A 20,063-nucleotide genomic window follows, 5' to 3' on the forward strand; every position below is an offset into this window, starting at 1 on the left:
GGATTAATTACGTTTTTGTTTGGCGTCTGCGGTATTGGCTTTTTTATCCCTCATCATTTTCCCGAATACCTGCGTAGCCCCAATCAGCAAGCGTTCACGGTGAAGCTCAGTTTCAAAATCCCCCATGCAGTCAGATAATGGCTGTAATTGCGGGAGCTGCGGGCTGGTTTTAGTCTTACGGTTAGTCAGTTTTAATGCATTCATAAAACACCTCATTAGGTTCGTTTTAACAGGCTCCGTTATCTACGGAGCCGCAGGCCTGACAGTAAAACAACAACGTCAACAACAGTAACAACACGACTTCTCTTGCGAGTGGAAATCCCTCATTTAATGGTCTGACGGCAGCGACGGAACGATGTATTCCACCGGCAGTTCAAGACCGGTCAGATCCAGCAGCGGCATCGGGTTTTGCGTCAGGTTCGACATCATGGTGACCTCAAACACCAGCTGTGCCCCGCGTGCGGAAGGTTGATAAGCCTGTGCCCAGTCCGTCACCGCACTGCTGAGCTGGCTTATCATCTGCGCCAGCGGCGTGACTGACGGATCATTGCCATCGACGTTAACGGTCATCGGCGGCATCACCAGCACCGGCAGGGGAACCGGCATGCCTGTCAGCGCATCGGCCAGCGTATAGAGATAAGTGACGTTGATCTGAAGAGTGCTGTCGCCACTGAAGCTCTGCGCGAACAATGCACTGAACAGGGCGGTCAGATGCGCATCCAACGACCGGGTGACCGGCTGGCTGCCCCCCGCGCCCAACGTGGCGATATTGAGCACCTGCTGAGAACGCACGGTAGGATGTAACGGGTTGCCGAATGAAACATCCGGCGTGGTGAAGATAAACGGCGGGTTAATCGCGCCACCGATGTCTTCGTTGCGGGTGAGATGTACCGTGGAAATCGCATCCTGGCGCGACAAAATCTGCATTCCCGGCAACACAACGGTGCGCTGCGCGATGTTCTGCGCCTGCTTAGCCGTCAGCGGTTGTCCGGCGTTGTCCAGATAGTAATATCCGTAACTGACGAGATCCTGAGTTTCCGTCGCAGGCAATGCGGTAGCGGTATATCCTTCGATTTGTATCTGCGGATCTCCCGTTAACCCCGCCGGAGCACCGTCGGTAAAGTTCATCACAACGCCCCAAACTTCCGTATCCGTACCGCTGATTTTCACCACCTGCGTGCCTTCGGAGACATAAAAGTGGCAGGCTTCACCCTGCAACAGGCCTCCCGATTGCGGATGAATTCTCAACCCGCCCGCGGTGCTGGCCTGCGTGGCAATATCCGTCGCCATTTTCAGGAAAGCCCCCAGAGCCTGCGATGCTTCGTGATCTTATTCTGATCGGTTGTCTGTGCATCAATCTGCGGTACCGTCTGGCTGACCAGGCGGGTTAACACGTCCTGACTGTTCACGAACTGCGCCAGGCCCTGGAACGCATCCAGATATCCGGCCAGCAGTCTGGCGTTATTGTCATGAATGTTGAACAGCACTTCGTTATAAATACGATCCTGCTCGAAGTGGAAATCCAGGCTGTAAGCGTAACTGTAGGTCCATTGTGTGAGCTGATTAAGATCCGCTGCCCCCTTATTCGTCTGCACCCCGGCCTGAGTATTCATGCGTGGTGTCGCCGGGAAAGCACGCAAAATCAACGGCACGCTGAAGCTGCCCAGGTTACCGGTCAGCAGCGCATCGGCGTCCGCCGTCACCGGCGAAAGCCAGCTGGAAGCCATATAGCCTTCGATACCAGCAATTGTGGCGATCTGGTGCTCAATGGCCGCGCCGGTGTAGGCGAGATCCAGCGTCACCTGCTGCAGCACCACGCCGTTAATCGTGATATTTCCCGGCGATTCAAGCAGGAAGGTCACCGGCTGATTATCCCCTTTCACCAGCGGCATTTTTGGCGATGTCAGGGTGATCAGGCTTTCCAGCGTTGGATTCGCGGTATTCCAGGTCAGATTGCCAAACAGCTGTGGCGCCTGCTCGCCCGCAAGTTGCGCAATATCCGCCACCACGGTGGCTCCGAACGACACGGCGGCGCGCACCGTATAGAGATTTGACAGTTTGACCAGCAAATTCTGCCGGAAAGTTTCTTTTGCGGAGTCCAGGCGGGTGCTGGTTTGCCCGACGTAAACCGGGGCCATCAGATCGGAGGCGACTTTTGCCAGTATCTCCTTCTGACCGGCCAGCGACGTCAGGAAACTGCTCACGCCCGCCGGTTTATTAGTGGCTTTCAAATCAATCACCAGCATCGATGACGACAGTTCCGGTGAGAATAGCGTGTCAAAATAATTGAAGAAGGTGCTGAGCCAGGCATCGACCTCAACGCCTGCGCAGTTGTCCGTCCGCGCCGTGGTGGTGAAACTGTTTGTGGCCGGATCAAAATCCGTCAGCTGATTGTACGGATAGACCTGCACATCCCGGCTGATTAACTGGTTAGAAACGGGCTGTGGCGCGAACAGCTCCGGTTTACCCGCATCGTTTATCTGATAACCAATCCCCAGCCCGGAGCCGTCAGTTTCCTGGCGCATCGCCCACAGGGTTGATGCCCCCGCCGCCGGATTGTAGCGGTCAGATCCGGTCGCCACAGTCAGTTTATAGCCAGGCTGTGAGAGCGCATCTTCCAGATCTTGCGCAAATGCCTGCAAGATATCCTGCTGACCGCCCGCACCGGAAACCGCCGTGCCAACCGACGTTTTGGCGGCAATCAGCGTTGAAACCGACATGACGCCAGTCATCGCGGCATAATCGCCTTCCGCCACCCCGCCGGTGCGGGTAATCACCAGATTCAGCGCCAGCAGGAAGACATCATCCGTTCTCACAGAGAGCTTGTCTGCCACCGCCGATAGCGTAAAGCTGAGGATCGCCGGCACCGGTGCACTGCTGTTACCGCTGGCACGCGCGGTCAGGAAAGTTTGAATCGCAACCAGCCAGCCGGTCAGCGTACCGGCGGCACCGTAGCGGCTGCCGGTGCCAATCTGCACATCATCAATCACGACCGGCGCACTGAGCAGGCTGGTCTCCATTGAGAAGGCCATCCCGTTCGGATCATCAAGCTGATTCAGAACGGCATTTACCACCTGCAACGACGAGCTGGCACGGGAAATCCACGCCTGCGCCGTATCCTGTACAGACGGGTTGAATGCGCTCGGGTCGAAAGCGCTGGTCACGTTGATGTCAAACTGGCCACTGACCGGCGTGGTATTTGCCACCGTCCAGCTGGTTGACACCGACGGCCACTGCGCGGTGGTGAACAATTTATCGGTGTAGCCGGTCAGTGACGGCGCATTGTTGTCCGCCCCGGCCGGGGTGGAAACATCATCCAGCGTCGAGACAATCCGGTTGCCGTACAGGTCGTTCCAGCTGTAGCCGATCTGCAACAACCGCCCGTTAGCCGAATACGGGTTCTCCGGTGCATCATTGTCAGTAGCGAACCGGATATAGGGCACGGAGGTTTTATAGAGCAGGCTGTCGTCTTCTGTCAGGTTGCGGACAAAGCGCAGTTTACCGTCACCGGTTGAAGAGTCATCGGCCTGCTGCCCGAGCGGCAACGCGATATTACTGGCGGTGAAATCGACGTTTTCCTCCACCTGATACGCCAGCAAGGTGTAATCATTAAGCAGGAAATCGACGGCGAAGCTGGCATTTGTCGGATCATCCGGCACCACCGGTAATCCGGCGCGTGTTGCCAGCACCGGCTGAACGCCCGGCATTTGAGCGCCATACTGCGATAACGGCCCGCTCATCAGACTCAGCGTCTGCCCGGTTTTCAGCAATTGTCCGTTCGCCGCATTATGCCCGGCCAGCACGATCACACTGGTGCCGTAGAATGCGGCCATTGAACCGAGCGTTTCTCCGCCCGGAGCCACCCCTACTGTCCGGTCAGTTACCGGCAGGCGAATAGCCGAGCCCGGCACCAGGCTGCCCGCCCAGAGGCTATCCGGCACGCGCGGGTTGATCGCTTTGATGGCCTGCGCGTCCATCGCAAAGTAGCTGGCGATATCCGCCAGTTTTCCGCCCGGCGCCGCCCCGCTGAGAGGCACCCGGTATACGCCGTTATTGACCACCAGCACCGCACCGGAGGCCAGCGCGAACTCTCCACCGGTAGCCAGCGTGGTATCGATGACCGAAACCAGATTGCTGAAATACAGTGAGGCCACGGACGCCAGCGAATCCCCGCTCTGAACGGTATGTGTGATGGCCTGTGACAACGCTTTTGCCACCAGCGTCGAGTTGGCGGTATCCATCGGATCCCCCGTTGCCACAGCGTTCATGTAAGGCTGCAAACGCGGCTGATTCTGATACATCACAATCAGCGTCAACGTGGCTTCGCCTTTGTCATTGAATGCCGCATCCGGCAGACCCGCACCGCTGCCGGCATCAAAGTAATACAGGAAGAACCCACCGGCACGGGTAATGCTGGCTTCCCAAAGCAGGCGCACCAGTTCGGTCGGTTTGTTGAGAATATGAGTGCCGGACGTATCTTCTTCCCTGAGCAGCGCGGCGGCAAAAAACCCCGGCGGCTGCGTCACGGTGGACAAATTAGTCTGCGAAATACCAAAGGTGACGGTGTCACCCACATCTGCCGACAACATGGCACCGGCACTGCTGCTGGCTGACTGATAACCGATCGCCATCGACGCAAAATCAGCATCCGCCTGAACATACTGCACAATACGCTCCAGAATAAGGGCATCTGCTGCGCTCGCACCGGAGATCTCATACGTATTCTGATAGGCATTACCCGCCGTGGCATTCGGGGCCAGCTTCTTAACGGTGAATTCGACCGAAGATGCCCACCCCAGACGATCAATCTGCGTATCCTCCGCCTTGCCTGTCGCGGCATTCATGCGCACAGATTTCAGCTCGAAATTCGGGCTGGAAAGCGCCAGGCGCTGGGTTTGATCGAGGGTTCCTGAACCGGACAGGGAAACCATAGAGGACGGCAGCGGCCACAGGCGCGGCTGGTCGCCGTCACGGCTGGCACCTTGCGGGAACAATACCGGCGCTTTGCTTTGCCAGACCGTCCCGTTCGACAACGGATAGCTCGCCGGTTCATCGTCCACCGTGGCTTTGGCGGCTACGGAGGCTGGCCCCGCAGGTAAAATGGTGGTGGTCGAGTAGGTGTACAGCGCAGAGATACGCTGATAATTGACATCCCCCTCTTTGTCCTGCGCTGTTGGCGGCACGACGGTGAAAGTCAGCGCGCTGGCACCGTCAGCAAAATCCAGCCAGCTGACCGGTGCGCCTTTGCTCAGGGTAATACTCAGCGGTGCCGACGGCAGGCTCGCCAGCGGCAGTTGCTGACCGGTCAGTGCAAACAACCCGGCATAGTCCGGCAGGCTGAGCACACCGGTCTGAGGGTCTTTGGTGACCCACATCCCCTCTTTGTTCGGGGTAATTTTCGCCGCAGGCAGACGTAACCCGTGGAAGTAATAACGCGAAGCCATACCGCTAAGGTGGTTAATCGCGTTCACGCGTTGCGCTTCCGCCAGCAGTTCAGCAACACGGAACTGCGGCAGTTCGACCAGATCCAGATACACCGGATTCTGGTTGTCATCGACGGCCACAAACAAATCCGCAATATCCCCGTTAACCCCCCCGACAGGATTGGTTTGTTCATCGCGGTCGAGCCCCGCCAGGTCCTGCACGGTAATCCCGTTATTCGTCGATACATTTTGCAGCGTGTCACCCTGCACCGTCGTATAAGCAAACGGCGGAACTGTCAGCAGCGCACCAAATTGCAACACGGTGTCCAGCGTCAGAATATCGCTGTTCGCCAGTAACTCGGCCAGCGTGATGCCTCCGGCGATATTTTGCGCCAGTGCATTCAGCGTCTGATTACCCGACACGGTATATGCCACCGCGTTGTAGGTCACTTTTGCGCCAGCCGCCAGAATACCGGCCACCCCGGCGTTACTGGTTGCCAGAGCGGTTGCGGTGAATGCTCCGCCGAACCGCCCTTCGCCAGCAATTGAGGTAAAGCTATCGCTGCCGGTGGCAGTCCAGCCGACAAACGGCAATTGCAGGCGTTTACCTGCGTTAAGCAGATGGGTTTCATTACCTTTAAACAGGTCAAATAACGTGAACGGCGTACCGGCGTCAGCCAGATTACCGGTGGTATTTGTCCAGGCCACGACGCGGTTTCCGGTGTCACCGGCATTGATGGCGTAGTTGAAATCTTTCAGCCCGTCGCGCATTGCCTGCAACATCTGGCGCATCACCAGCACAAAGTAATCGCTGAAAATAAACGACGCGACTGAGATCCCCGCGTTCTGATACAACAGGCTGGCACGGAGGTTTTTCTGCCCGCTTTCTTCCTGAACCTGAACCGCCAGCTGGTTGAAATAAGTACGCAACCAGGTGACAAAATCGCTGCTCACCTGGTTGTATTCACCGAAGGTGTAATCAATGGCCGGGCCACCGGCATAAGACGGCATACTGATATTGAGATCCAGCGCCATCGGGAAGTAGGCGGCTTCTGCCGTGCCTGCGGTTTCCGGCAGGCTGACGTTAAGCACGAACTGGTTGGTCAGGAAGGTGTCGATATCCGCGGCTGACAGCGGCATTGGCACATTTTCGCCATCACTCAGATAATCAATCAGCCCGGCCAGCATGTCATCGGTGATCACCAGCGCATCAATCTGAGCGGGTGTCATCGCCGTGGTTTGCAGCGCGGAAACCGCCCAGCGCGCTACCATTTTGGCTAACAGCTCAAACGACGTGTCCTGACTCTGCCCGGCGGCACGCAGCAGGTTGGTATTGCCCTGGGTTGCCGCCCCCGGTGAATCGATAAACAGGCTGGCAACGTAGCAAGGGAACTGTTTGCTGAGATCTGGCGTATCGCCGCTAAAAGCGTTATCCCCCGCCACGCTCAGGCCATAGCCCAGATAGGTAATGAGCTCAGTTGTGCTGCCACCGCTCAGCAAGTGACTCCAGTCGGGTGAGGTCACCTGCGATAAACGGGAAAAAGCGCGCAGTTTGTGCTGACCAGATTTCAGCGACAACAAACGGCCACCATCAGCCTGCGATGCCACTTTCCACGGGGCATTTTTAGGATTCTGCAAATAGCCTAATGTGAAAGATTCCCGGATGTGCGTTGAGAAACTGAAGCTGACCGTGATTTTGAACAGCCCCAGATTGATGCTGGCACTGGCGCTGACGCTGACCGACACCGAAACGGTAATCGGGATTGGCGAATAGGAGGCCAGCGTGATTTGCGCATACAGCTTGAGATTGATATCCACCGAAGCTTTGATAATCACAAAGTCAATGGAACCATACAGATGGCCGATAATGCCGAACGTGCCCTGTAACCAGAAATAGTAGTCGCCCTGCAGCGCCAGTTTGTCACCGCCGCCGGTGCTGCTGCCATCATACGGGTTCCATTTGGCGAGGATCCCTTCAATGATGCCGAAAATTGTCAGGCTGAAACCGGCCTTGAGAATGCCCAGATCCAGCGATTTCCCCAGCCCGAGCTGTGCGCCAAAACCAAAGACCAGATTGGGATTGAAGAAGCCGTTGGTGGCCAGCGGCAATTGCGATACCACAATGGCCGGTAGCTTGCCGAAGTAGAAACCGCCGGAACCGAGCGCCGGGATGCCCGGCGGGATGATGGCCTCCACCGAGAAGGAACGGGAGAAATCCTCGTTCCACGGGAAACCGATATCAAACTTGAAATCGCCGGACGTATAAATTTCAACGCCAAAGGTCGGCAGCGTGATGGTGTACGCGCCGACGTCAATGCGGCGCATCAGCGTCGGCAGGGTGATTTCCGCCTGGAAGACACCCAGACCTTCGCTGATTTTGCGATAGATGATCTGGAAATCCAGCCCGGCAAACACTTTAGCCGCCTCACCTTCCAGCGCAATACGCAGCGCATACAGCGTCGGGTCGGTAAATACCACCTGCAGGGTAAAGACGTAGGCTGCAGCGTCTTCAGCCGTCATCAGCTGAGTGCCTGAACCGTCGGTGTCCTTACCGGCATCTTCAATTTTCAGGATGCCGAAATCGGTGGCAAACAGCCAGTTGTTGCCGGCGTCAAAACCTATGGACGGAGCCGTTTTGCCGTCCGGCACCGGCAGTTCTGCCAGCAAGGCGATCGCTTCCTGTACTGACTTGATGTTTTGTAATCCGGGCACCTGGACATGCTGACCGGCCGCCAGCAGACGTAAGTCGAGGTATTTGTTGCCGCCTCCCGGAGGTGCCGGCGTAGAGGCCGGATCGGCGGCGTTCCACTCCAGCGAGTTGCTGTCCTGCCAGATAAAATTACCGTCGAGCGCCACATGAACGCCGGATTTTTTACCGTCCACCTCTTTGCCTTTTGGCACGTACTCGATCGTAAAGCCTGTGACTTTGGCAAAAATCAGGTCAATCGGGCCGACATCTACGTGGAACTTGACTGAACTGGTCTCAAAGTTCCAGATGATGCTGAAACTGGACAGTGTGATGTCATTGAGAATATTCCACGGCGCGCCCAGCCCGAATTTGGTCCCCGTCAGCCATGAGATAAAGGTTTCGACCATCGAGCCCAGCGAGGTGGATTCAGTAAACTGCAGCGTAGCGGTATTCGTTTTGCTGTCGATTTTGGCCGAGAGCGGCCCCCAGCTGAAACCGTAAGAGTTATAGCCCTGAGCGTAATCGTAGAAGACGGTCAGGTTGATGTTATTCCAGATGATTTGCGCCGAAACGCTGCCATAAGAGGTATTCTGCTCATCCCTCAGATTGCCGGGCGCTGGCAACATTTGTTTCGCCTGCATCGGTACAATCACGCCACGTTCATCCAGCACCGGCACCTGCGCCGTGCCCAGCAAATGACGGGCGTGGGACAACGCTTTTCCCCCGGCCTTGTCGCTGCCAAACTTGCCGGTAATAATGGTTTTGAAGCAGTCGCCCAGCGGCGTGTCCCATACGGTGATCGTGCCGCCAACCATGTAAGACGTGGCTTCTTTTTCGTCCTCTCCTTCACCGCTTTCCGGTGATTCCACCTTGAATGCCAGCTCCGAAATATCCAGATTGGGCATCCCGTCGGTCCACCAGTTGCTGCCCAGATAGGTTTGTATGATTTGCTTCACTTTTATCGCACTGTCGCCCTGCACACCGGCGAATGACCACGCACCGTTGCCGGAGTAGATGGCCGTAAGATTCAGGGTCACGGCAATATCGGGCTGATCGGAAAACAGTACGGTGGTTGCCGCCAGGCTGCCGGTCGCCTCACTCAGGCCGGTGCCTTCCACATCAATAAAGAGATTGGTCAGGCTGAATGTCGCCACGCCGAGCGATAAATCCCAGTTTTCCAGCGCGATACCCGCCGAAATGGCATACACCGTTTCCGCACCTTTTTCTCCGGGCGTCAGTGTCATATCCAGATTGCCGAGATTCGCATCCAGATTGATGGTGTAGTTCGCGGGCAGGAAGAACGTCACCAGATCCCCCAGCGGGATCGGCGTGCTGTCTTCAGCCATACTGGCGCTGACCGTCAGGTTGGGGTAATTCACCCCGATGTCGATACTGCCGTAGGTCTGCGGATCACCGCCCTGCGGGCCAATCATCACTGACGTTTTCGCCAGCCAGCTGTAAGTGCGCGAACCGGTAGGCTCCAGCAGCACCACGTTAAAGGCCAGATTATTCAGCGTGAGTTTCGGCAGCAGTTGCCACGGCTGGTTGTTGAGCAACGCCAGTTCAAAGGTTTGGATCGATGACGTTTCGTAGTCATAGCCAAATTTGAGATTTTGCAGGGTAATGTTGCCCGCGCCGCTGATAGCGGAAGGCAGCGTGTTAAGAAAATTCATCCCCCCCAGTAAGCTAAACAGGTCATTGAGCGACGGCGGGCTGGTCGTAAAATCACCGTCTATGACAATTTTACCGTCACCAGAGGTCGGGAAGTCCATGTTAAAGGTCAGCGGCTGCTGGCCGACTTTAATATGCGTCGCCACGGAGCCGGTCAGACGTTCGTCGGTGCCGGGAATACTGGCGGAAATAGTCAGGCTGTCGAGGGTAAACCACTCAACGCCGGTCAGTCTGACTTCGCCCACCGCCAGTTCAAACGCAATATCAATCGAGCTGCCATCTTCGTTCAGAGTGAAATCTACCGTCGCCTTTAAAGGCGCACCGAGGAAATCATCGGTCTGACCCGTCACCGTAATTTTGTCATGGCTGGCGGGGAACGTAACCTGCACCGGCGACGTTTCCGAACCCAGGGTAAAATTGGTGCCTTCAATAATAGCGGTAATAAAATCAGCAAACGGACCGTCGGGGATCACCGTTGGGATCAGCGCCAATACGCCGCGCGAAATGGCATTTTCAATCTGCGTATAGAGTTGTTCGAGCGGCGTTTCATCGCCCTCTGCCACAGCCAATGCTTTCAGGCTGTGCAGGGTTGTTGCCGTCCCGAGATTGTATTTCGTGACCAGAAACACCAGTGCCTGAAGCAGTTTGTCGTTGGCTGCGGCGGTATAAAATTTCGGCAATTCGTCGAAATACCGACGATACGGCCCGTTTTCATTGTAGTCCTTCGCCTGTTGCACCAGTAAATCGGCCAGACGCTGTGGCGGCATTTTGCCGGAAAATCCCTTTTTGAATTCGTAGGTGCCGATCTGAATCAGATCGTAGGTTGCATTGTACAGTTGCTCAGACAAAACGCTGGACGTGCTCGGCTGCCCGTCGCTGCCTGGCTGCCCAATCGCCGCGTTTCCCAGATCACTCGGGTAGGGATTCACATTGACTTTCGCCAGTTTAAAGAAAGGTTTACCGAGGTTCAGCGCCAGATTTGCCGTGCCCTGTCCTTCAAATACCGATGGCAGGCTGGCAATCTGATACAAATAATTGAACAAATCCTGCGGCAGACCGGGAAGATTCACCACCACCACGCCGCCGTTACCTTCCGCCGCCAGCCGGGTCAGCAGAGCTGTCAGATCGCCGTCAGTAATGTCCGGGCAGATATAAATATTGCCGGGCTTGTTTCCTTCCACATCCGGCTGAAAAAGTTTGTTTTGCACGCACCAGCGACGGATAAAATAAGTAATGCGATCGTCCTGATCCATCTCCGAAATATCTTCCGCCTGAAGCACTTCACCGTTTAGCGGAAAATAATTTTTCAGCCGTTCAAAAGTGGTTTTCAGCAGGGAGTTCAGCAACCCGACGACTATCGGCTTACCAAAAGGTTTCCCGGTTTTTTGCGCCAGCGCGCTGGCAGCAATCAGCTCAAACGCCATATCACAGGCGTCACCATTGACCGGTTTGCGGACCATCGCCCCGTCGTACAAACCATACACCGGGAATGACCAGACCGCGTCGCCAGCCACGGCATTGACCACGGAGCGGGCGCGGTTAACCGACGTCACGTTAACCTTAGGAATGCTCAGCAGCTGCGCCCAGTCCGGCTCAGCGGGCGCGGGCATCCCGAAGGCACGGGTGGAAAATACGCGTTTTTGCAGGCTGTCTTGCACAGCAAGATTGACCGCTACGCTGGCATCTTTTGGCAGGATCAGGCTGAGCGGATTATCCGAGGTGTTAACCACTTCCCACATGTAAGGCTGTAATTGCAGGTAGTAATCCGACAACAGGACATTGGCGATATTCATGTCGGCGATGCTGTCCATTTCCGCGCCGCCGTTGATACACAGCGGCACCTGCCCGACCAGCCCGGTCACCGAGCGGTTGACCTTTTTCCCCGCACCGGATTCTTTGTACGGGAAGAAGGTAATGGTCACACCGTTCAGATCGTACGGCTGCAGATTTTTCGGGTTCAGCCCCGGTAACAGAACGGCCAGTTTGTCGATGACCTCGCTGCCCGCCGTTGTGTCATAAATCAGTTCAATCGGGTTGGTAAAACCCAGCGCAATCATGCGCTTCATCAGGTTCACCGTGTTGGCCTGATTGCCAAACCCGGAAGAACGGTAGACGAAGTAACGCAGTTTGACGCCTGTCAGCAAATTCCCCAAACGCTCCAGCCCGGCCTGCGTCAGATTGGTGTTGGTGCCTTCTGCGGAGTTAGCAAAGGCTTTGATCAGCGAGGCTAAGTCCCAGTTACCGCCACCGCGTCTTACTTTGCGTGACGGGTTGACTACCGGAGGATTTTTAGTCATTAGCTGTACTCCCTTTGACAGAAGAAGTAAGACGGCGGTTGCCCTGAAGTGCATTTTTGCCCTCAGGCGGTGTGTTGTTGTAGGCGGCATACCAGGCCAGGCCGGTGTCGCTATTGCCAGCGGTGCCGTCAGCGTCACCGAACAGGTAAAACGCAGTGCTTCCGCTTGGAGGAATTTTGAGCATCCCGAGGAATTTGATAGCGATTTCGTTGAGTACCAGCATGAATTGTTTGCCGGTGCTGGCTGCCGGTGCCTCATCATCTTCCAGCGCATAATCACTGCGCCAGCTGACCGGCTGCAGGGAGGTCGGATGCAGCACGGTGCCCGGTTTATCGGTATACAACAACTGGATAGTGCCGTAGGACATACTGAGCACACTTTGCAGGCTGATCAGCGGTGCGCCATGGGTCGAACCGGGCATTTTGATCCCGGTGAGCGCCTGATAACCGTCAAAACTGTCCGCAGACCAGGCCAGCAGCAGGTAAGCATTCAGCCCCACTTTGCCCGCCAGCTCACCAGCGGTGCCGAGATTTAGCTTGAATTTCAACGCATTCCACTGCGCGGATACACCGTTCATTTGCACATTGGTCACGACATCGAGATAACCTAATGATGCCGGGGTCACATCGGCACTGTCCGAACTGGTCAGCCCGTCCAGCTCCATTGATAACGCCTGATAAAGGCTGCCTGCACGCGGCGTGCTCACCGCCATGTTGAAACTTATCTGGCTGCTGTCAAAAGTGAGAGCCCGGGAACCGACCGGATCGGCGGCGGTAAAGGCCATGTTCAGCCCCAGCCCGGTATAATTGAGGCCGGTGTGTGACAAGAAATCACCCTCCGGTGAGCCGAAGGAGAACAGATCAATGTTCTCCTCTTCGCCGTTAACGTCTGTTCCGCTCAGCAAGCGGAAACCCATAAAGCCACTCAGGCCAAAGCGCACGACAGAACTGACGCTATCGGTTCTGATGGTGTTCATTTCAGCAGACAGCGTTTCAACGTCACTCAGCACATTGTTATTGAACAGGAAGCTGTAATTGGCGAGGGTTTTCATGCCATAGGTGGGCTGGCCGTTATTGTTCTGGAAAGTCCCCTGCATAATGATTGAGTTGTAGTTGTTGCCGTTTTCCCCCATTGCCGTCACCGCGCTGCCAAAGATGTTATTCAGCGTCAGCTGGGTGTAGCTGGAGAAGGTTTTTACCGCCGTATTTTCAAACAACACCTTCAGGGTCAGGGTAATGAAATCGTAGTCAACGCCATAAGCGGGCTGCACGGGGCTGCCTTCGCTGGCGGTGTCATAATCGTTGTCGATGTAATAAATCAGGCCATACACCGAGCTTTGTCTGTCGATATTTATCCCACCGCCCTGCGGATCGCTTTTGATCTGGCTGATTTGAATCGCCAGATGATGCGCATAAAAACGATCCGGGTTACGGATACCAGCGGTGATACCCGCCAGATCCTGCGGCGGTTCGGCAATTTTAGCGCGCAGGATCAGTATCCCTTTCCAGTTCGGGTCTTTCGCCAGCGCATTGAAATCATCAAAGAAGCCTTCGCCACCGGGGCTGAGGGCGTCGATAAAATAATCCTGCAACCACTGGGAAAGATTCACTATCTGACCGGGGTCTGGCGTACCGTCCCGCGTCATGGTCGGTGCAGAGAATTGTGCGGCCTGCGTCCACTTTGAAGGGCTGGCGATCAGGTTGTGCGTCGGGTCTCCATCAGGGTCATACAGCGGCCCGTCGATCCCTTTGATGATCATGATGTTGGAATAATCGCCGTAATCAAGAGAGGTGCCGACGTCGGCCTCAATGCTCCAGCCACCGATATTCAGGCGGTTGCTGAATGTGCCGTCCGGCTGACAGAAATTTGTGCTGTTCGCCGCCACCATCATTAGCTGGTTAGTCTGAAACGCCTGTTGCAGCTCAGGTGCTGGCCGGGTGAAATTCATTTCACTCGATACCGGCGTGACAATCTGACCCAGCAGAATTTTCTGCCAGCTTGCCAATGTGTTGTCGAGGGTCGCAATCATGCCGGACGGCGTAGTGAAGTTGACAGCTGCGGCATCATTTGCCGCCGATGCCGCACGCATATCCTGCGTATGACATCGGGCCGACAACACTTGCCGGTTGCTGACCGAGCCAATTAACTGACGTCGGGTCGCGCCGATAATCAGCGCCTCAAAGTTGCGGCTCTGCGTCTGGTCAAAACCGTTCTTGCCATCCTGTGGCTGAAAACCGGCGTAAGGCACCATCGGGAATGCCGTCGTTCCGGCGTCCGGCAGCACATAGCCGGGATCGACATGCCCGAGCATTTGCGCATTGTTTTTCCAGACATAGCTGTCGTAACCAAACAGTGCGGCACCGTCCGGCTGGGCGGCATAACTGTTTTGTTTATTCGCCGGAGGCAAAACCGTCATCCACGAAGTGACATAGCCCCCGGTCAGAAGGCTGTCGCCGTCACGCGGCGCACCGGTCGGGGACGCGACGGGCGGCGGAAAATCGGCCGCATACGCGCCCTGCTGTGACACAAAGCGGATGCGCGAAGCGTCAGCTGACGTGCTGCCCGGCACGACTGAGATAAATTCATTACCGGATAGCCCGCACAGCAATTCGGTGGTTACGCCGTTAGGCCCGGCCTTCGCTGAGACCAAAAAATCGCCGTAGGGTGCAACGTGGAAATCCACAACACCTTCGGCAATGCGGTGGCCGGCAGCAAACACCAGACCGCCGGTTTGTAAACCTTCGTCCGGCGCTAACCCGACGGGGATTAATGTGACAACGTCACCTGAAACGGTCCGGTAAAACGAAGCTATTTTTGTGACGCTCTGGTCGTCGTTCAGCCCGGTAAACAGCAGCGATGAGCGGTTAGGGTTCTGATTGTTAATGGTTTGCAGCGTATTCAGAGGATCAGCCGGATCGGCTGACACCTGAAAACCCAGCATGTCGGTCGGCCCGTCATCCGCGGAGCCGAGCGGCAGCCATTCTGAAATCAACCCGTCAAAGGCGCCATCGTGCGGGAAGATAAAATGGAAACCCCATTTCCAGGTGTTGTACAACGACAGGCGCTGGATGCGGGTATCAAAGCCTACGCAGCCCCGCGTTACACCGTCAAAAGCCAGAACGGCGGTCAGTGCGGACACCATTTGCGGCGCGGCTGCACCGGCAAAATTCACGGCTCCATTACTGAGTGTGAAAGTGTTCCCCGACAGGCTGATCGTCATGCCGTTTTGAATAAACAACGACAGGTTTGGCAAAATATTGGCATTCGCCAGCCCCGAGGTCACGGAAGAACCGTCATAGGCCAGCCCCAAAAATATCAGCGCATTTTCTGCAGCGACCACGGCCGGATCAGGGTCTGGCAGCCACAAAATCCCGCGCGGTGAAGGCTGTTGTGCCACCTGATTTTGTACCGCTTTCACGAATGCTGCCTGCACCTGCGCGTCATCACCAAAATTCAGCAGCGACGGTGAAAATACAAAATTGCCCGCCAGGTCGATATTCGTTAATGCATCAGCCAGTTCAATGCCCTTTTCCGCTGACACAACGCCTGCGCCAGTGACAAAAGCCACTGCGCCCACGTTTCCGCTGTCGGTGCTGGCAAGATAAAGTGACGGACTGGCAGACTGAGTAAAAAAAGCCATTGAACACCTCCGCAAAAAATCTGCTGTATCAAAATTTTGAACGAAAAACGCCCTTCCCTGAGCCCGCTGAGGGGCAGGGAAAGGCGCTATTCAGGAGTTAAACGGTGAAAGTGTGTGTGGCTGCGAGCGAGCTTTGCTTGAGCTGTGAGTCATCGGTGGAAAAACCTGTCGCGAACAGGCCAAGGGTGTAGGTGGTTCCGCGAGTCAGCTGAATGTTATTGAGTGACACGGTGCTGCTGGCACTCGTGCTGGCTGCTGCTGCACGCCATTTTGGTTTCTGGTTATAGGAAGCTGCCTGCCCCTCCCAGATCCCAACCCAGGTATTTGACCCGGAAGGGTTAAAGCCCGGAAGTAAGGTAATTTGCGCAACCAGCGACGTAGAGCCCAGTTTTGCCACAGCGACGGTCGATTTGACCGAAGAAATATCCCCACCGCCAATGGCCGGAACATAGGTATAAGCCACAACGTTGGAGTATTTTGACCAACTGGTAGTCAGAATAGGGCCCACCGCATAGCCGATGATGTAGGACAGCGTGGTCACATTCAATTTATCGAAAGATTGTGAGCCTGCCGGGTTGTTCCCGATAAGCGTTGTAGAATTGGACGCATCGACAGACCACGGGATTGCTTCACCTGATTGCCAGATATATACCGTATTACCATAAGTGCTTGGCTGGTTGGCATTCGGCCCATTGTAATCAAACGTAATTTGATTCGCGCTGACGCCGTCCGGGTCGGTCGTCACAATAATATTTTGGTCTGCGGTAACGGCCGTGCTGGCAGGTATTTTCAAGATATCTTCGTATGACATATTAACCTCTATCTTCAAGCGTGATAATAATTTACGGGCACGTCAAACATATCCATGAAGGGACGTAATGCTGGCTGAGGCACACGTAAAACAGTTAAAACATACTTATCATTTGAAAGGCCATATGAAGTAAAGCAGGCAAAATGCGTAAATACAAATCAAGGCATAAAATAATTTATTTTAATTTAAATCATTTAAAAACAATAAATTAGATAACAACATTAGCATGTAAATCATTGCATAATCATGCAATGCACTAGGATTAATCCTAATAAAAATCAATCATAAATCATTGATATGGCTTATGTTATTCACACATAAAAAACCTCAAAATACCTGTCTTTTATTGCTGATTTTATTTTTTAAAATAAAAAAGCATAAATAAAAACGACCAGGAATAATTCCAATCATTTTCAAAGTGTTTTAATTTCACTGGCGATATTACTGTTGTTTTATATCAGATTTTATTTTTCGAAAATTTAAGTAAAAAACATTTAACTCACACATTTTATCCATTTTTTAACAAACAAAGTCTTATATGCGTCAGGTCGAAAAAACTGCTACGCAGGATAAAAGCCTGAGGTCACATTTTTCCGGATTCAGGTCAAAACCCCCGCTGAACAGCCCGAGAGTGTATTTTTCGCCAGCGGCTAAAGCCACACCGTTCATCCCTGCGTAACCGCTGTCCGATTCGACCTGAACCGGCGCAACCCACTTTGGCGGCACCGTGTAGGACGCCGCGCTGCCCTGCCAGATGCCAATCCAGCTTTTCGATGACCTGGCCTGAAAGCCGGGTAAAAACGCGAAGTAGCAAGCTAATGACGTACTTCCCACATAACGGGGTTCGATACAGCATCCCGACTGCGCCACCTCACGATTTTCAATCCCGCCGGTTCCCGGGGGAATGTAAGCACAGGCAACGACGTTGGAATAATCTGACCAGCCGGAGTCTGATACCGCCGGAGCCAGCGAATAACCTAAAATGTACGCATTCGTGGAGATCTCGACATTCTCGATATTTTGATCTCCGGCAGGGGCATTGAGCAATACGGGAGCACCGTTTTGTGCCGGACGGCTCCAGGGAATGGTGTCAGCCGACACTTCCCACAGATAAACCTGATTTCCATAGAGATTGGGCTGGTTACCGCTGAGGGTAAGATAACTAAAGTTCAGCAAATTGCCGGTCACCAGGTTGATCACCAGCGATGTACTTTGTTGCTGGATTTGCGTGAACTGCAATGAAACAGAAGCGGCAATGCTCGCCGGATGCCCCTTTCCTCTTGCCGGCCTGTCCAGCGATAACATCGCCAACGTTGCTACACTACCTGCCAAAAATTGCCGCCGGTTCATGATATTGCCTCCGTTGCTAAAGGAACCTCCTGAGTATTGCAGAATTTCATCCACCCTATTTTTTCAGAACGTCGTTTTTCACCAGCCACGCGAAGTGAACACATTTTTTGTATCAGCAAACTAGTTCAAAGGTGTACAACTTTGTCTTGATGCACTATATTGCCGCGCTCAGGACCAAAAACTCAGCATAAAAATAGGGTTTCAGGTCATTTTTCATACTTAATCTTTTACAGCCATTCTTCAAACGAATCGTGATAAAAGCCACGCGAGGAACCGCACTATGGCGACGCTTTCCGTGACCGCCCCGCAACGTTCTGTTCTGGGCGGCGCAATGATTATCGGTGGAACCATCATTGGCGCAGGAATGTTCTCCCTGCCGGTGGTGATGTCCGGCGCCTGGTTTTTCTGGTCAGTGGCTGCCCTGGTTTTCACCTGGTTCTGTATGCTGCACTCCGGTCTGATGATCCTGGAGGCTAACCTGAACTATCCGGTAGGGTCGAGTTTCAACACCGTGACCGGCGATTTGCTGGGGAAAAACTGGAATCGCCTGAACGGCATCACGATTGCTTTCGTCCTGTATATTCTGACGTACGCCTATATTTCCGCCAGCGGTTCGGTGATTACGCATACCCTGCGCGAGATGTCTGTCAGCTTTTCACCGCGCCTTGGCGGGCTGCTGACCGCGCTGGCCGTCGCCTTTATCGTCTGGCTCAGTACCCGGGCTGTCAGCCGTATGACCGCCATCGTGCTGGGTGCCAAGATCATCGCGTTTTTCCTGACATTTGGCAGCCTGCTGTGGCATATCAAACCGGTCAATCTGCTCAACAGCGTTGAGCTTAATCCGCGTTATGCACCGTATGTTCTGGCAACGCTACCTTTTTGCCTCGCGTCATTTGGCTATCACGGCAACGTCCCCAGCCTGATGAAGTACTACGGCAAAAACCCGCTGATCATTAAGAAATGCCTGCTGCTGGGTACACTGATGGCGCTCGGTCTGTATATCATCTGGATGCTGGGTACGATGGGGAACATTCCGCGCCCGGCGTTTATCGGTATCGCTGAACGGGGTGGCAATATTGATGTGCTGGTGCAGTCACTGAGCCAGATTATCCACAGTGAGGGGCTGGATTTACTGCTGACGATTTTTTCAAACTTCGCTGTCGCCTGCTCGTTTTTAGGCGTAACCCTTGGATTATTCGACTATCTGGCCGACCTGTTCAAATTCGACGACAGCCGCACCGGACGTTTCAAAACCGCACTGGTGACGTTTGTTCCGCCCATTATCGGCGGCGTGATGTATCCCGACGGTTTTATTTATGCCATTGGTTTTGCCGGCCTCGCGGCAACCGTCTGGGCGGTCATTGTGCCCGCACTGATGGCGCGGGCATCACGCCAGCGCTTCGGCAGCCCGCGATACCGCGTATGGGGTGGAAACAAAATGATTGCGCTGGTGCTGCTTTTTGGCGGGCTCAATGCGGTGGTACATATTCTGTCGAGCCTGAATTTACTGCCGGTTTACCACTAGCGTGAACGGCCCGGCAAATCAGCCCAAATCGGTATTCGCGTTCAGCGGTTCGCCTGTCGCGTAGAACTGGCCACCGGCGATGTAATGCAGGCTACGCAAGGAAGGGTCGGCATCTTCAAAATGCCAGTGCCCCTCTTTGAAAACGCGGGTATCGGCCCAGGCGCCAACAATCTCACCAATAAATAAATCATGCGCCTGCTGGTTGTGCGGTTCCGGAATCAGCCGGCACGCCAGCCAGGCGGTGCACCCTGCCACAAACGGTAAATTCCCCTGGCCTTCCATGCGGAACAACTCCGCGCCGCAATGTTGCAGTTTGTCCGGATCGGTTCTCAACGTTCGGTTGCCCAGATCGTACGTCATTTGCAACTGTGCCACTGTTGGCACCTGAATCACGAAAGTGCCGCTTTGCTCAATCAGTTCGCGGGTTCTGGCAATTTTATCCAGCACAACGGTCAGTTTTGCCGGTTTGAAATCCAGCCCGCATACCCATGAGGCGGACATTACGTTGTCTGTGCCCGCGTGATGTGCAGAAACCAGCGCGGTAGTCCCGTGGTTGATCAGGCGGTAAGCTTTTTCCAGTTCGACAGGCGCAAATTGTTGAGTCATCAGAGTCTCTCAGTAAAGGGGATGCGACGGGCAGCATCGCAAAACAGCGGC

The 20,063-nt window shown here is 54.6% G+C and carries 8 protein-coding genes; 1 reads left to right on the forward strand and 7 read right to left on the reverse strand.

Translation table 11 applies throughout. The features are described from left to right. Positions 1-3 precede the first annotated feature (3 nt). The 6 genes from CWS43_RS15360 to CWS43_RS15385 all read right to left on the reverse strand — a co-directional run bounded on the left by CWS43_RS15360 (position 4) and on the right by CWS43_RS15385 (position 17,881). Positions 4-204, reverse strand: a complete 201-nt coding sequence (locus CWS43_RS15360) for a hypothetical protein (RefSeq protein ID WP_101077899.1) — start codon at positions 202-204, stop codon at positions 4-6. 123 nt (positions 205-327) lie between these two features. After that, on the reverse strand, positions 328-1,290 hold the full coding sequence (locus CWS43_RS15365) for a hypothetical protein (protein WP_101077900.1): 963 nt from the start codon (positions 1,288-1,290) through the stop codon (positions 328-330). 2 nt (positions 1,291-1,292) lie between these two features. Then, positions 1,293-12,080, reverse strand: a complete 10,788-nt coding sequence (locus tag CWS43_RS15370) for a LysM peptidoglycan-binding domain-containing protein (protein ID WP_101077901.1) — start codon at positions 12,078-12,080, stop codon at positions 1,293-1,295. Continuing rightward, a complete protein-coding gene (locus tag CWS43_RS15375) occupies positions 12,073-15,720 on the reverse strand; it encodes a hypothetical protein (protein WP_101077902.1) in 3,648 nt (1,215 codons plus the stop codon). Before CWS43_RS15375 ends, CWS43_RS15370 begins: the two co-directional genes overlap by 8 nt. Before the next feature lie 97 nt (positions 15,721-15,817). Next, complete coding sequence (locus CWS43_RS15380; RefSeq protein ID WP_101077903.1) at positions 15,818-16,531, reverse strand: hypothetical protein; 714 nt, start codon at positions 16,529-16,531, stop codon at positions 15,818-15,820. Positions 16,532-17,074: 543 nt separating this feature from the next. Continuing rightward, on the reverse strand, positions 17,075-17,881 hold the full coding sequence (locus CWS43_RS15385; RefSeq protein WP_101077904.1) for a hypothetical protein: 807 nt from the start codon (positions 17,879-17,881) through the stop codon (positions 17,075-17,077). 280 nt (positions 17,882-18,161) lie between these two features. Between CWS43_RS15385 and mtr the strand changes: the two genes are divergently transcribed. Further along, positions 18,162-19,406: a tryptophan permease gene (gene mtr, locus CWS43_RS15390; RefSeq protein WP_101077905.1), complete on the forward strand. Its 1,245-nt coding sequence runs from the start codon at positions 18,162-18,164 to the stop codon at positions 19,404-19,406. 18 nt (positions 19,407-19,424) lie between these two features. Here mtr and CWS43_RS15395 read toward each other — a convergent pair whose 3' ends face one another. Beyond that, complete coding sequence (locus tag CWS43_RS15395) at positions 19,425-20,012, reverse strand: flavin reductase family protein (protein WP_101077906.1); 588 nt, start codon at positions 20,010-20,012, stop codon at positions 19,425-19,427. Between the last annotated feature and the right edge of the window lie 51 nt (positions 20,013-20,063).

This window comes from Rahnella sp. AA, assembly GCF_002834385.1.
Classification (GTDB): Bacteria; Pseudomonadota; Gammaproteobacteria; order Enterobacterales; family Enterobacteriaceae; genus Rahnella.

Bases quoted from the DNA above. Each gene is read 5' to 3' on its own strand.
- CWS43_RS15360 (WP_101077899.1), bottom strand. From the start codon at position 204: ATGAATGCATTAAAACTGACTAACCGTAAGACTAAAACCAGCCCGCAG.
- CWS43_RS15365 (WP_101077900.1), bottom strand. From the start codon at position 1,290: ATGGCGACGGATATTGCCACGCAGGCCAGCACCGCGGGCGGGTTGAGA.
- CWS43_RS15370 (WP_101077901.1), bottom strand. From the start codon at position 12,080: ATGACTAAAAATCCTCCGGTAGTCAACCCGTCACGCAAAGTAAGACGC.
- CWS43_RS15375 (WP_101077902.1), bottom strand. From the start codon at position 15,720: ATGGCTTTTTTTACTCAGTCTGCCAGTCCGTCACTTTATCTTGCCAGC.
- CWS43_RS15380 (WP_101077903.1), bottom strand. From the start codon at position 16,531: ATGTCATACGAAGATATCTTGAAAATACCTGCCAGCACGGCCGTTACC.
- CWS43_RS15385 (WP_101077904.1), bottom strand. From the start codon at position 17,881: ATGAACCGGCGGCAATTTTTGGCAGGTAGTGTAGCAACGTTGGCGATG.
- mtr (WP_101077905.1), top strand. From the start codon at position 18,162: ATGGCGACGCTTTCCGTGACCGCCCCGCAACGTTCTGTTCTGGGCGGC.
- CWS43_RS15395 (WP_101077906.1), bottom strand. From the start codon at position 20,012: ATGACTCAACAATTTGCGCCTGTCGAACTGGAAAAAGCTTACCGCCTG.